This is a genomic window from Pseudoalteromonas sp. 31A1, assembly GCF_011378815.1.
In the GTDB taxonomy this organism is placed as follows: Bacteria; Pseudomonadota; Gammaproteobacteria; order Enterobacterales; family Alteromonadaceae; genus Pseudoalteromonas; species Pseudoalteromonas arctica.
On the sequence record NZ_WTKY01000003.1, the window covers coordinates 191467 to 204584 of the forward strand.

Consider the following 13118-nt stretch of genomic DNA (forward strand, 5'->3'; position numbering starts at 1 on the left):
TAAAAAAAGCGCTTATTACCTTCTTGCTCTTTATAACCGCGCAACCAAAACATAACCTCGAAAAAAAACCCTGCTAACATCAAAATAATAGCGCCTGATTCGTTACCCATTGCGTAACAGGTAAAAGAGGCTATAAAAACCAAACAAGCTAAGGACCAATTAATTATGTTCTGCATATTTCTACCTCTGTGTGTTTTTGTGTTTGTCTGTGTAATTTAACTGTAGACCTAAAATTAAATAGGTACAATCATCTTATAAAAAAACATGCCATTAATTACCTTGAGCTCGTAACCCCATGTTGATAATCTAAGTACTTTAAAATTAAGGGCCAATAAATAATGCAAACGTTTAAAGATCAGCACCCTATCCATACCGACATCACCGTAGCGTGGGCTGATATGGATGCACTACAACACGTAAATAATGTAGTGTATTTACGTTACTTTGAAATAGCCCGAATCGACTTCTTAAATAAAATAAATCTGTTCGATACAATAAGCCCTAATGGCGTGGGCCCGGTAATAAGCGAAAATAACATTCGTTATAAACGCCCAGTTACATTCCCAGATACGCTTACAGTCGGTGTTACTATTTCTGATATAAAAACAGACCGGTTTGTTATGAATTACACCGTATTTAGTCACGCACAAAACGCTATAACAACCACAGGCACTTCAAAAGTGGTTATGTTTGATTTTGAAACAGGCCAAAAAGCCCTCATTGCAGAGCCTCTTTTATCGGCGTTAGTTAGCTACTCTCAAGACGAGCAATAAGGAATTCTCATGCAATACAGCCCACTTGGCAGCAGTGGTATTAACGTTTCAAGAGTATGTTTAGGCAGTATGACTTGGGGTAAACAAAATACTCAAAGCGATGCTGATGAACAAATAGCCTATGCGCTAGAGCAAGGCGTAAACTTTATTGATACAGCCGAAATGTATGCAGTACCGCCCTCTCCAGAGACCTATGGTAAAACTGAGGAAATTATTGGCGATTGGCTATCGCGTAATCAGCAAAAGCGCAGCGATGTGGTACTTGCTACAAAAATTGCAGGCAATGGATTATCGTGGGTACGTGATGGTGGCAATATTACGCGCCAAACGGTAATAGAAGCCGTAGACGATTCACTTAAGCGCCTTAAAACCGACTACATTGATATATATCAGCTGCATTGGCCAAACCGCTCTACCCCGCACTTTGGCAGACAATGGCCCGGCACTCTTAAATTTACCGACGTAAATACACAAGAGCAGCAAGCTAGTATGCTTGATATTCTAGAGGGCCTTAATGAATGTGTTAAAGCAGGTAAAATTAAGCACTGCGGTTTATCTGACGATACGCCATGGGGTATAAGCCAGTTTTTAAGTTTGGCCAAAGAGCATAACTTACCGCGTATGGTATCTATTCAAAATGAGTTTAGCCTAGCGCACGCTAAAGATTGGCCGTATTTAATAGAACAATGTGTACACGAAGATATTGCCTACTTACCGTGGTCGCCCTTAGCAGCCGGTTTATTAACGGGTAAATACCTAAACGGTGCTCGTCCTGAAGGATCTCGTTGGACCTTCATGCAGCGCAACGGTATTTTTAGAGATACACCCAATGCAGAGCAAGCCACTAAGCAGTATGTTGAGCTGGCTCATGCAAACAATATTACTCCAGCACAACTAGCACTCGCATGGTGTAACCAAGTAGATGGCGTAACCTCTTCAATTATTGGTGCAACAAGCATAGCCCAATTAAAAGAAGATATTGATGCATTTAACATCACGTTAAACGACGAAATTCTTAGTGAGATTAACACTATATTTAAAAACTATCCTATGCCTTACTAAGCATATACCAGTTAAAAGCAGCCTTGAACAAGGCTGCTTTTAACTAAAATATTTGACCCTACTACAACCAACACTATACTTTTATTAAGTTTTCTTAATTCAACGAACACTTATCAATGCTGAAAAACGGATACTATGCATTTTGCTTATTAATTGTATTTAACGCGCATGCTGTTGAACAAAAATTACAGCCTCTAGAAGAAATTATTTGGCTGCAAAGTTACACGCCCCCTTTTCATATAGCTAAAAGCGAAAGTGCACCACAAGGCGGTATTTGCGACAACCTAACCGAGCAACTCATTAGAACCATAACAGATGTAAAACATACCCGCTTAATTGTCCCTCAGCAGCGTATAAATAAATATTTAAGTGAAGGAAAAAGCGTATGCTTCCCGTGTGTTATTTATAAAAAACATAATAACCAACTACTTAACTACTCAAATCCAACAACGGTATATCCCCCATTTTCAATTATCACGACTAAAGAGCTAAAGCCCAAATTAGAAGAAAAGCACGGCTCGCCTATTCACCTTATTAATTTATTAACCGACCCGCAATACGTATACGGCCAAGCGGCTGCACGTAAATTTACAACTAAAATTAATACAATTATTGAAAACACAAAACAAGATAAAGAATCGTCGTTAAGTTGGAGTAGCGAAAATGAAAGTCAGGCTGTTATAGCACGCTTGAGTCATGGCTTTTTAGACTACTCAATTGATTACCCGTTTATGGCCGATTACTTTAATAAACAAGGGGAATATACGAATATAGAGAGTGTACCAATTGCAGAAAATGACATTCAATTTATACGAGGAGCAATAGGTTGTGCGGCTAACGCACCTAATAATTTTGCACAGCAAGCGCTTAAAAAAATTAACCGCGCACTAAAAAACAATGTACTACAATCGCCTGAGTATCAACAAAGTCAGCATAATTGGCTTAAAACTACCTTTGCCGACTTTGATCAACACTACCAACAGCAAGTTATTAATTTTTACTTACTTGCCACTGATGCTCAAGCAAGCACTGATCATTAGCATAAAGTGCCACAGCAAAAATACTTTTAGCTGTTACCTCGCCTACGCCCGACGGTGTGCCTGTCATTACTACATCACCATCTTCTAAGCTCATAAATTCACTAATTTCTTGTAAAATTGAGTCCGGATTATGCAGCATAAAATGAGTATCGCCTTGCTGAACTACTTTATTATTAATTTTAAGTTCAAAGGTAAAGTGCTTCATTGCATCAGTTAGCGCTACAAAATCAGTTAAAATTACAGAGCCGTCGAACGCTTTAGCGCGCTCCCATGGAAGCCCTTTATTTTTTAATTTACTTTGCACAGTACGCTTAGTTAAATCAAGGCCGAGTCCAACACCTACAAATTTTTTATTTTTAACTACAAAACATAGCTCGGTTTCATAATGCAACGTATCGCCGTTGTGAGCTGCAAATAACGTGTTAGTAATTGCGCTATTTGGTTTGTTAAATAAAACCATTTGATCTGGCGTTTCGTTATTTAGCTCTGCAATGTGTGCTGTATAATTACGGCCAACACACACTACTTTGGATGGTGTTAATTTCTCAGATACTAACTTTATTGAATGCATATAATAACATCTCAGTTATGAGCTAATAAGCGTTTCAAGCAAGCTCAAATTAATAGGTTTAAGTAAAACTCGGTCAATATTTAAATCTTTTATTTCTCTTGGGTCTGGCTCTGCGCCACTTACAATCACCAAGCGTAGCTCTGGATATCGCTCATTAATTTGCTGGCCTAAATCAATGCCACGCCCATCGGGTAAATGCATATCTAACAATACTTTATTAAATTGCTGGTCGTGATTAAGTATTTGCATACATTGTGCGCAGCTAGACGCAATGACGGTTTCAACGCCTAAACTTTCTAAAAGTAGCTGTGTAATTTGCGCTGCATCGTGATCGTCTTCAACAAGTAAAAAGCGCTGCTTTTTCTCGGTTAAGCCCTTACTACAATTTATATCTTTAGCTTGCGGTGCATGCTCTGGCGCTACCAAATAATCTTGCAAACATTGATACAAAGCAGTGCTATCAACCGGTTTTGGTATTACATCATTAAAGCCAAGCGCAGCAAGTTCTTCATGTATTCCTTTCATAGTAGCAGCAGTGAGCGCAATTATTGGGCCTTTGTAGCCCATTTTTCTAAGCTCTATGGTAGCTTCCTTGCCGCCCATTACAGGCATATGAATATCAATAAAAATAATATCATAAGGCGATTTATACGCATCTGCTATGCGTACTTTTTCAAGTGCTTGCTGGCCATGTTCAGCGTAGTCTACTCGCGCGCCACAGGTACTGATCATATGACCAACTAGCATGCGTAAGTCGCGCAAGTCATCAACAACCAATACTCTTCCGTGTACTTTACAAGGAGCCAGTTTACTTTGTAGTTGCGGCGCACTGCTAAAGTTAAGTACTTGGCGCTCTACTTCACTAATATCACCTGGGTAAACCGAAATAGTAAACGTAGAGCCTTTACCAACTTCAGAGTGCAAACTAATATCACCGTGCATACGCGCTAACAACTCAGCACATATTGCTAAGCCTAAGCCTGCACCACCTACAGAGCGCGATTCTACATCAGCTATTTGCTCAAACGGTTTAAATATCAGTTCTTGTTTTTCAGGGGCTATACCCATTCCTGAATCTTTAATACTAAAAAACAGCATTTCGGTGTCATCAACCCACTGCGTCCACGCATTAACAACAATTTCGCCTTTATCGGTAAACTTAACCGCATTATTTATTAAATTTATTAAAATTTGGCGAACTCTTGTTGCATCAAGTCGTGCAACTAAAGGCAATGGCTGATGTGATTCAAATCGCAGCGTAAGGCCCTTATCTAACACCGATACGCGCATTAACGTGTATACATCGGCAAGCATGCTATCAAGGTTAACTTCGCTCAAGGTAAGCTCTAGTTTATCGGCCGCTATTTTAGATAAGTCGAGCACATCGTTTAATAGGCTCAATAAGTGTTTACCGTTTCGATAAATTACACCTAACTCATTTTCTGCTTGCTGACTAAAGTCGCTCTGCATTAATAGCTCGGTATAACCTAAAATAGACGATAGAGGAGTTCGTAATTCGTGGCTCAAATGCGCTAAAAATCGGTCTTTAGAACGGTTTTCTGCTTCGGCTTTTAAACGCTCTACTCGCTCACCTTCAACATCTTTACGCGCCAAAGCATAGCGAATAGCACGCGCAAAGCGGCTAGAGCTCATTTCTGTTTTTATTAAATAATCTACCGCGCCAGCATCAAGTGCCGCCGAATCGAGTTCGTCGTTTGACTGCCCGGTAAGCATAATAATAGGGCCGCTAAAACCATTAGCAATGGCTTCTTTTAATACATCTAAACCATTAGATGCACCCAAGCGGTAATCAAGCAGGCAAATGTCATGCTCGTTTTTACTAAGCGTTTCAATTGCCTGCTCTGGGGAGCTTATCCATTGAATGTTAAATGTGTGTGAATCCAATTGGTCCAGATAGTCGCAGGTGAGTATGTAATCATCTTCATCATCTTCTACAAGCAGCAACTGAGTCACTTTATCTAACATACAATCTCCATTAATCGTTAAATGTTGTCGGTAGCTCTACAAATTCTACCCAGTATTTTCCAAGTGTTTTCATTAAATCAACTAGGCCATCAAACGTTACAGGTTTTGTAATGTAAGATGCTGCGCCTAGGTTATACCCTTTAACCATGTCTTCTTCTTGCTTAGACGTAGTTAAAATTACAACCGGAATACCCTTTAAGTTAGGGTTTGCTTTAATTGCTTCAAGCGCTTCACGACCATCCATTCTTGGCATATTTAAATCAAGCAATATAAGCCCTGGACGAGGCGATGTTGTCTTGTCTTCAAACTTACCTTTACGCTCTAAATATTCAAGTAACTCAACACCATCTTCAACAAAGTGAAGCTCGTTAAGTACACGGCTTTCGGCAAGGGCATCTTGTGTTAACAAACGATCATCTTCATCATCGTCTGCCATTAAAATAGTAATCGGTTTTACTTTTGTATAGGGCATTTAAGCCTCTCCTTGCAATGTGAAAAGCGCAGCTTCCACAGGTAGTTTTATGGTGAAAGTTGCACCTTCACCGTCTTTACTTTGGGCTGTAATTGTTCCGCCATGTCGCTCCACAATACGCCTACATACAGAAAGGCCAATACCCGTGCCTTTATACTCTGAGCGGCCATGTAAACGCTGAAACGGTACAAATATTTTATCGGCGTAGTCTTGTGAAAAACCAATGCCATTGTCTTCTATTGTAATAACTTGAAAACTTAATTCGGTATTGTGATCAGCACTAAATATATTTTCATGCTGGTAACTAATTTTAATATGAGGATTTGTATCTGGGCGTCTAAATTTCACCGCATTCGACAACAAATTTAAAAACAATTGCTGCATTTGGCTTTTATCAGCCTGAATAACCGGTAAGTCTTCTACATCTACTTGTGTATTAGACTCATCTATCGCAATTTCTAAATCACTTAATATATCAGCTACCACTTCGTTTAAATTTGTATCGTCAAAGTCTTTACCACGCGTTGCTATACGCGAAAACTCTAATAGGTCGTTTATTAAGTTAGACATACGTTGAGCTGCATTTTTCATACGGCCAATGTAATCAATCCCTTTTTCACCAAGTTCATCTTTAAACATTGTTTCAAGGCGATCGCTAAAGGCTTGAATTTTTCTAAGTGGTTCTTGTAAATCATGGCTCGCCACAAAAGCAAACTCTTCAAGCTCTCGGTTACTTCGGCTCAACTCGTCAGAATACAACGTTAATTCTTGCGTACGTTCAGACACTTTCGTTGCTAGTGTTTCGTTTTGTTTTTCAAGCTCAAAACGATACTGTGCTGAATTTCTTAAATTAAGACGCGTCATTACAAACATACCAATAATAAGTAGTGCGCTTGTTATTGCCGTTATAGCAAACGTAATTTTAGCCTCATTTTTTATCTTTGCTAACTTTGAAAAATGACTCACTTTGAAAAGTAATTCGCGGTCTTGTATTTCATTTACGTGTTCACGGATTTGCCTATAAAGATCTCGTCCTTTATGTGTATTTAACACATACAATGCACGTCTTTCTCTATCATCAAGTGCAAGGTTAACGGTTTTTTTAAGCTCGTTAATTTTACTATCTACAAGCACTAGTAACTGAGCAATACGATCTGCTTGGCCATCTATTTCAGAGTGGAGCGATTTAACATGATCTGTTTGTGCCTGTATTTGCCCAATCGCATCATAGTAAGGCGTTAAATAATCAGCCTCTTCAGTTAATAAATAACCACGTTGACCCGACTCAGCCTGCACTATAGATAAATGCAATTGCTCAATTGCCGTTGTCAGCATACTTGTGTTGTCTAAACTCTTTTGGGTTTGTGTTAAACCTTGAATAGTGTTCAATGCTAAAAATGCGTTACCTACAATAATACTCAACACAACAACTATAAAAGCTGCCCAAGTAATATTCGCTTTACTTTGATGTTTTTGCTTGTTCATTAGCTTCCCGAGTTAGTGTTTAAACAACACTGTATTTATTGAGAGTCTGATATTTTTTGTAAACTTTCGCTGCACTGTTGGCAATTATTAATAATTTTATCAAGTGCATCTAACGCTTTTTCTTTTGGCATATCGTTTTCAAGTACCAATTTAATAAGCTCGGCATTCATCGAAATACGATTTAGCGGCCCTCTTGCATCGTGTACTAACTTATTAAGCTGCTCTGTTTGGTTATCGGATGTCATGCCCTTCCTCAGATCTATTTATATTCGCCAATACCGCCATACGCATTAAGGCGGTTATAAAGTGTTTTTGTACTAATACCTAACATTTGCGCAGCAAGTGTTTTATTACCTTGCACTTTATCAAGCGTTGCATGAATAAGTTCTTTTTCAACTTCTTCAATTGTTTGCCCTGCCGATACTGGCTTTTCTGCAGTTTGATTATTAACACGCGAAAACGGCGATTCTAAATTGTCAGGCAAAATAATATCGCTAGTTTGCGGATCACTCATAATAAATGCACGGTGTATCGCATGGCGAATTTCGCGCACGTTACCCGGCCATTCATAGCTTTGCAACTCTTTAAGCTGCGCTGGCGTCCAGCTAAATGCTGTGCCATTTTCGTCATTAAGTTGATCTAAAAAGGCTTTAGCTAATAAAGGAATATCTTCTTTTCTATCGCGTAGTGGCGGTATATCAATAGGAAAAACCGCTAGCCTAAAGTAAATATCTTCACGAATAATATTATTTTGTGCTAAATCGGTAAGCGAGCGGTTAGTGGCTGAAATAACACGGCAATTTGTTGGTATTTCTCTGTTACCACCGACGCGCGTTACTTTTTTAGTTTCAAGCACTCGCAGTAAATTTGGCTGCATATCAATTGGCATTTCGGTTACTTCATCTAAAAATAAAGTACCGTTATTTGATTGCTCAAATACCCCTTCTTTACGCGCTATAGCACCGGTAAAAGCGCCTTTTTCATGACCAAATAATTCACTACCAATTAACTCTTTTGAAAGCGCACCACAGTTACTCGCCACTAACGGGCCTTCACACTGGCTGGCGTTATGGATAGCTTGAGCTACAACTTCTTTACCTGCACCACTTTCACCCATCAACATCACGTTAGCATTTGTTTTAGCAACGCGTTCAATCATATTGTAAAGCTTGTGCATTACCTCTGATTCGCCAATTAAGCCACCAAAGTGACGCGTTATACCACTCGACTTTGCTTTTTTAACTGCTTTTTTAGGGCCATTTAAAACCAGTTCTAAATCTTCGCGTTGTAATGGCTTTAATAAATGCCCAACATTTGGCTCACACATTTCAGCTAAAATACCCTTCACTGAAGGGTGGCCCGAAATAAGTGTAATTTTTGGAGATTGCCCAATCATTTTTAAATGATCGAGTAAATGCAGGCCGCTGCCATCTGGCAACATAAAATCTAACAGCACATGATCAAAGGTATTATTTTCAAACCATTGATGCGCTTCTTTTAAACTGGTTGCTGTGCTTATATTGTGGCCGAGGAATTCGACTATGTGGCATACAACGTCACTAAACTCGACGTCATCATCTACTAAAAGTATGTTTAACATGATAAATCCCTATGCTTTTTTCTTATTCTACGCATCATAAATACTAATTTAAAGGCGCGCTTAAAATCTAATGACTTAAATAATTAAGTGATTCAATACTATTTATGTTACCAACTTAATATTTACGTATGCTTAAAAAAATCGATCACAAAAAAATAATTAAAATCGTTCCTATTCACACAATGATAGCAACTGATAGTATGAACATCCCACAAAGGAGATGAAATGCAGCAATTAAAAACCCTGATTCATTCAGGTATTAATATCGACCAAGGCACTCAATTTACTCGTATAACAGGGCGTGCCATTGTAATTAAAAATAGTAAAATACTTTTAATGTACACAAACCGCTATGAAGATTACAGCTTGCCTGGTGGTGGCGTGGATGAAGGCGAAAGCATTGAGCAAGGCTTAATACGCGAACTAAATGAGGAAACAGGTGCACAGCAAATAAGTGTAGTAAAAGCCTTTGGACTCTACGAAGAGTATCGTCCTTGGTATAAAGACGATTTTGACATTATCCATATAAAATCGTATTGCTACGTATGTAATATTGCCGACGAACTTGGTAAAGCCCAGCTTGAACATTACGAGCAACAAAATGGCATGACTGCAAAATGGGTCAATATTAATGATGCAATTGCACATAACGAGCGCACGCTTGCCAACAGCGAAAAACAAGGGCTTTCTATTTTGCGAGAAACCTACTTACTTAAAAAGATTGCTGAACAGCTTTTTTAACGTCTACTTACCTGTTTAGAAAACGAAATATACCGACCCCTAAGCTAATTTTTTAGGGGTATAAAACCGATATAGCCCTACTAAATTACTGGCCATAAATAGGCTTTCCATTAATACCGCAACCGGCGAGCCTACTAATATATTATGACTTATCCAAAGCGATGTACCCACCACCATAATTAAGCGTAAATACAGATCATTTTTTTGAAACGAGGCAAAAGTCTGAATAAGTGTTGCAGCAAGTGCCAAACCACTTAGCCAGCTATACCAAGTAATATAAACGGCTAAGCAACTAAGTAACATAAACGCCAACATTACCCATGTTTTTCGAGCAAATACACAATATAAATAACGTATTGCAGCAATTAGCATTAAGCTGCCCGCACTAGCATGGCCAAGCATAAAAAAATGAACTGATGTAAGTAAAACAGAACTAAATAAACACATTAAAATAAGCGAACGAGACTTAAACTGAAAAGAAGCTAAATCTAATAAAGTAGCGATGGCTACCAAGCACTGAGCAAATAAAAACATAGTGACTCCTGAAAAAGCAGCAGTCTAACCAGCTTTACTATTTTTACCCTTAACTTAAGTTAAGTCGTTTACGAATTCGTGATAACGAAATAGCCGATATACCAATATACATAGCCACTTCGGTTAAGCTTAGCTGTGCAAGCCAGTGCGGCTTTTTTAGTAATAAATAACGATAACGCTGCTCAGGACTATTAAGTAGTAAAAAAGCCTCCTTTGCCTCTTTAAATATAAGCTGCTGAGCAACAAGCTGGTTTTTAATGTCGACCCATTCACTGTTATCAAATATATGTAATGGGACAACGATAACTGTGGCAGCCTTTATAACCTTTAACTGATAAAAAGCCTCTGTGTTTGTAAGCCAATTAGCAAACAATAGCGCAAATTCATCTTTAAAATAAAACTCCTTACACCTTTGCCCTCCATCAATTGTAGAGTGCAAAGCGCCAAGTACACCGTCAATAATTAAATAACCATAACGCTGCGTTTCGCCTTGTTGTAATAGCACTGTATCTCGGGAAAATTGCTTAACTGAGTATTGCCCCGCCAGCTTTTGTTTTAAAACGTGTGTAAGCTCGGCATAACTATCGCCCAGTTCAAATACATATGTTTGACTCATTTATTTGCCATTTTAATCATTTGCGAATTTTAGCTGCACTCGTATTAGCATATTGAGTAAACAACCTTATATTATCAGCGCTGCACTAAGCTTTATACGTACGCAGTAACCATCAGTAATCTATAAGTAGTAAGTGAAGATTAGAAAAACGTATCATTTTTATCTCTATGTAACTTTTTCTGCTAATTGCATTATTTACAGAACATATCAGAAAGCATTTTAAATAAAAATTATACTTTTATAAAAAGCTAAAATAAAAACTCAAATATTACATATAGTTATAAACAATTTATTGATAACTACTAACTGGCTTTTGTTTTGCACCCTTATAGATAATTAATTTGTAAGGAGATAGAAATGAGTAACACAGTTAAAACGATTAATCCGGCAACTGAGCAAACCATTAATACCTACACACTACTTTCTCAAAAGGAAGCTGAGCAGGTAATCGAAAAATCTCACGAAACATATTTAAAATGGCGCTTAACGTCGTTCACTGAACGTGCGAGATATCTTAATAAGTTAGCCTCACTTTTCGAAGAGCAAAAAGAAGCTATTGCAAAACTTATGACCGAAGAAATGGGCAAAGTTTACGAGCAAGGCTTTCAAGAGGTTGAGCTGTGTGCAGCTATTTGTCGTTACACCGCCGAAAACGGCCCACAAGTACTTGCCGACGAAGAACGTGATATGGAAGGTGGCCGCGCTATTATTAGCTACCAACCAACGGGCGTATTATTAGGTATTCAGCCTTGGAACTTCCCGCTTTATCAGGTAATTCGTTACAGTGCAGCCAATATTATGGCGGGTAACACAACCGTACTTAAACACGCGGGTAACGTATTTGGCATGGCTGAAAAAATTGAAGAGCTATTTAAACAAGCCGGTTTCCCAGAGTACTGTTTCAGCAACTTACTCATCGACGGTAAAACCGCCAGCTCACTCATTGCGCACAAAGCAATTAGCGGCGTAACCTTTACAGGTAGTGATGCTACAGGCAAAAAAGTAGCTGAAGAAGCTGGCAAGCATGCTAAAAAGACGGTACTTGAGCTTGGTAGTAACGATGCCTACTTAGTACTTGATGACGCAGACTTAGAGTTAGCAGTTAAAACCTGTGTAACAGGCCGTATGATTAATAACGGCGAAACCTGCGTTTCAGCTAAACGTTATGTAGTGGTTGAGTCTCTTTATGATGACTTTAAAGCGCAAATAAAAGAGCAATTTGAAGCCATGAAAATGGGCGACCCAATGGCAGATGATACAGACTTAGGTCCAATGGCACGTGAAGATTTACGTGACGGCATTCATGACCAAGTAATGGAATCAGTTAAAGCAGGTGCAAACATAGTAACGGGTGGCGAAATTCCATCGCAAACAGGTTACTACTACCCACCAACGCTATTAGATAACTTATCGCCTGGCATGCCTGCATACGATGACGAACTATTTGGCCCAGTAGCTTCGCTAATAAAAGCGAAAGACAACGACGATGCAATGCGCATCGCCAACGACTCTCGCTACGGTTTAGGCGGTGGTATTTTCTCTAAAGATGAAAAAAAAGCCATTGAGCTTGCTAAAAAGCACTTTGACACAGGTATGATCAACATTAACGGTTACGGTTTAGCACAGCCTAACTTACCGTTTGGTGGTGTTAAAGGCAGTGGCTATGGCCGAGAACATGGTGGCTTTGGTATGCGCGAATTTGTGAATGTTAAAAGCATTATGATCGCCAGCTAATTTAGTTTTAAAAGTAATACATAAAAAACCTAAAAGTGGGTAACCGCTTTTAGGTTTTTTTAACTTCAAAATTAGATTACAGAAGAGCCTACTAAGTCTAAACCGCAACGCAAGCGCACACTAATGTAAATGAGCATTTTGCTTTTTAGTCATTATCAACATAAAAGAATAATATAACAAATTCAGAAGCACTGATTGCAGCTAGCTGCATAATCAGCAAAAACATAATCCCAATTCCAGCTTGAGGGTCAGGCTCAATACCAAAAATGAGTACTGGCGCTAAAATAATAGTAAATAATGCAGCTAAAATTCGAATAAAAAAGAGACGTTTATTTTGGTAGTTATTAGCATTCGCTAAAAAATATAAAACCAAATAAGGTAATAGCATAAACGCAAAGCCAATTTCAGTTGGCATCCAGTACTTAATAGCGACAGCAACTAAAGATAAAGCAGCAAGCGCCTTAACTGGGTAGTACATTTTTTTATAATTCACATGCTTTCCTT

At 38.6% G+C, this 13118-nt stretch carries 14 protein-coding genes; 5 read left to right on the forward strand and 9 right to left on the reverse strand.

Translation table 11 applies throughout. The annotated features are described in order from the left end of the window. The first annotated feature begins 338 nt into the window (after positions 1 to 338). The 3 genes from GQR52_RS04715 to GQR52_RS04725 all read left to right on the forward strand — a co-directional run bounded on the left by GQR52_RS04715 (position 339) and on the right by GQR52_RS04725 (position 2875). Positions 339 to 773 (forward strand): thioesterase family protein, encoded by a 435-nt coding sequence (locus GQR52_RS04715; RefSeq protein ID WP_010553137.1) that lies wholly within the window; start codon positions 339 to 341, stop codon positions 771 to 773. 9 nt (positions 774 to 782) lie between these two features. Further along, positions 783 to 1835, forward strand: a complete 1053-nt coding sequence (locus GQR52_RS04720; protein WP_165727619.1) for an aldo/keto reductase — start codon at positions 783 to 785, stop codon at positions 1833 to 1835. A 116-nt stretch (positions 1836 to 1951) separates the two neighbouring features. After that, a complete protein-coding gene (locus tag GQR52_RS04725) occupies positions 1952 to 2875 on the forward strand; it encodes an ABC transporter substrate-binding protein (protein WP_165727620.1) in 924 nt (307 codons plus the stop codon). Here the strand turns inward: GQR52_RS04725 and GQR52_RS04730 are convergent. Genes GQR52_RS04730 through GQR52_RS04755 form a run of 6 tightly spaced genes read right to left on the reverse strand, consistent with a single transcriptional unit; the run spans position 2826 to position 8989 of the window. Next, the gene (locus GQR52_RS04730; protein ID WP_165727621.1) at positions 2826 to 3446 is read right to left on the reverse strand and encodes a fumarylacetoacetate hydrolase family protein; all 621 of its coding nucleotides are present in this window, start codon (positions 3444 to 3446) and stop codon (positions 2826 to 2828) included. The genes GQR52_RS04725 and GQR52_RS04730 overlap by 50 nt on opposite strands. A 15-nt stretch (positions 3447 to 3461) precedes the next feature. Continuing rightward, on the reverse strand, positions 3462 to 5432 hold the full coding sequence (locus GQR52_RS04735; protein WP_165727622.1) for a hybrid sensor histidine kinase/response regulator: 1971 nt from the start codon (positions 5430 to 5432) through the stop codon (positions 3462 to 3464). Between the two features lie 10 nt (positions 5433 to 5442). After that, entirely contained in the window at positions 5443 to 5904 is a 462-nt protein-coding gene (locus GQR52_RS04740; RefSeq protein WP_165727623.1) for a response regulator, read from the reverse strand. Then, the gene (locus GQR52_RS04745; RefSeq protein ID WP_165727624.1) at positions 5905 to 7389 is read right to left on the reverse strand and encodes a sensor histidine kinase; all 1485 of its coding nucleotides are present in this window, start codon (positions 7387 to 7389) and stop codon (positions 5905 to 5907) included. A 35-nt stretch (positions 7390 to 7424) separates the two neighbouring features. Then, on the reverse strand, positions 7425 to 7634 hold the full coding sequence (locus GQR52_RS04750) for a histidine kinase (RefSeq protein WP_039485081.1): 210 nt from the start codon (positions 7632 to 7634) through the stop codon (positions 7425 to 7427). Between the two features lie 14 nt (positions 7635 to 7648). Then, positions 7649 to 8989 carry a sigma-54 dependent transcriptional regulator gene (locus GQR52_RS04755; protein WP_165727625.1) on the reverse strand — a complete coding sequence of 447 codons (1341 nt, stop codon included), beginning with the start codon at positions 8987 to 8989 and terminating at the stop codon, positions 7649 to 7651. Positions 8990 to 9214: 225 nt separating this feature from the next. On the opposite strand from GQR52_RS04755, the gene GQR52_RS04760 reads away from it, so the two are divergent. Beyond that, the gene (locus GQR52_RS04760; protein ID WP_165727626.1) at positions 9215 to 9730 is read left to right on the forward strand and encodes an NUDIX hydrolase; all 516 of its coding nucleotides are present in this window, start codon (positions 9215 to 9217) and stop codon (positions 9728 to 9730) included. A 39-nt stretch (positions 9731 to 9769) separates the two neighbouring features. On the opposite strand, the gene GQR52_RS04765 is transcribed toward GQR52_RS04760, so the two are convergent. Next, positions 9770 to 10264, reverse strand: coding sequence for a YgjV family protein (locus GQR52_RS04765; RefSeq protein WP_165727627.1), 495 nt, complete (start codon positions 10262 to 10264; stop codon positions 9770 to 9772). A 49-nt stretch (positions 10265 to 10313) separates the two neighbouring features. Then, positions 10314 to 10880 (reverse strand): Crp/Fnr family transcriptional regulator, encoded by a 567-nt coding sequence (locus tag GQR52_RS04770; protein WP_165727628.1) that lies wholly within the window; start codon positions 10878 to 10880, stop codon positions 10314 to 10316. 357 nt (positions 10881 to 11237) lie between these two features. On the opposite strand from GQR52_RS04770, the gene GQR52_RS04775 reads away from it, so the two are divergent. Further along, positions 11238 to 12614 (forward strand): NAD-dependent succinate-semialdehyde dehydrogenase, encoded by a 1377-nt coding sequence (locus tag GQR52_RS04775; RefSeq protein WP_165727629.1) that lies wholly within the window; start codon positions 11238 to 11240, stop codon positions 12612 to 12614. Positions 12615 to 12759: 145 nt separating this feature from the next. On the opposite strand, the gene GQR52_RS04780 is transcribed toward GQR52_RS04775, so the two are convergent. Beyond that, positions 12760 to 13107, reverse strand: coding sequence for a hypothetical protein (locus GQR52_RS04780; RefSeq protein WP_165727630.1), 348 nt, complete (start codon positions 13105 to 13107; stop codon positions 12760 to 12762). Between the last annotated feature and the right edge of the window lie 11 nt (positions 13108 to 13118).

Coding starts and splice junctions, on each gene's coding strand:
- GQR52_RS04715 (WP_010553137.1), top strand. CDS start 339: ATGCAAACGTTTAAAGATCAGCACCCTATCCATACCGACATCACCGTA.
- GQR52_RS04720 (WP_165727619.1), top strand. CDS start 783: ATGCAATACAGCCCACTTGGCAGCAGTGGTATTAACGTTTCAAGAGTA.
- GQR52_RS04725 (WP_165727620.1), top strand. CDS start 1,952: ATGCTGAAAAACGGATACTATGCATTTTGCTTATTAATTGTATTTAAC.
- GQR52_RS04730 (WP_165727621.1), bottom strand. CDS start 3,446: ATGCATTCAATAAAGTTAGTATCTGAGAAATTAACACCATCCAAAGTA.
- GQR52_RS04735 (WP_165727622.1), bottom strand. CDS start 5,432: ATGTTAGATAAAGTGACTCAGTTGCTGCTTGTAGAAGATGATGAAGAT.
- GQR52_RS04740 (WP_165727623.1), bottom strand. CDS start 5,904: ATGCCCTATACAAAAGTAAAACCGATTACTATTTTAATGGCAGACGAT.
- GQR52_RS04745 (WP_165727624.1), bottom strand. CDS start 7,389: ATGAACAAGCAAAAACATCAAAGTAAAGCGAATATTACTTGGGCAGCT.
- GQR52_RS04750 (WP_039485081.1), bottom strand. CDS start 7,634: ATGACATCCGATAACCAAACAGAGCAGCTTAATAAGTTAGTACACGAT.
- GQR52_RS04755 (WP_165727625.1), bottom strand. CDS start 8,989: ATGTTAAACATACTTTTAGTAGATGATGACGTCGAGTTTAGTGACGTT.
- GQR52_RS04760 (WP_165727626.1), top strand. CDS start 9,215: ATGCAGCAATTAAAAACCCTGATTCATTCAGGTATTAATATCGACCAA.
- GQR52_RS04765 (WP_165727627.1), bottom strand. CDS start 10,264: ATGTTTTTATTTGCTCAGTGCTTGGTAGCCATCGCTACTTTATTAGAT.
- GQR52_RS04770 (WP_165727628.1), bottom strand. CDS start 10,880: ATGAGTCAAACATATGTATTTGAACTGGGCGATAGTTATGCCGAGCTT.
- GQR52_RS04775 (WP_165727629.1), top strand. CDS start 11,238: ATGAGTAACACAGTTAAAACGATTAATCCGGCAACTGAGCAAACCATT.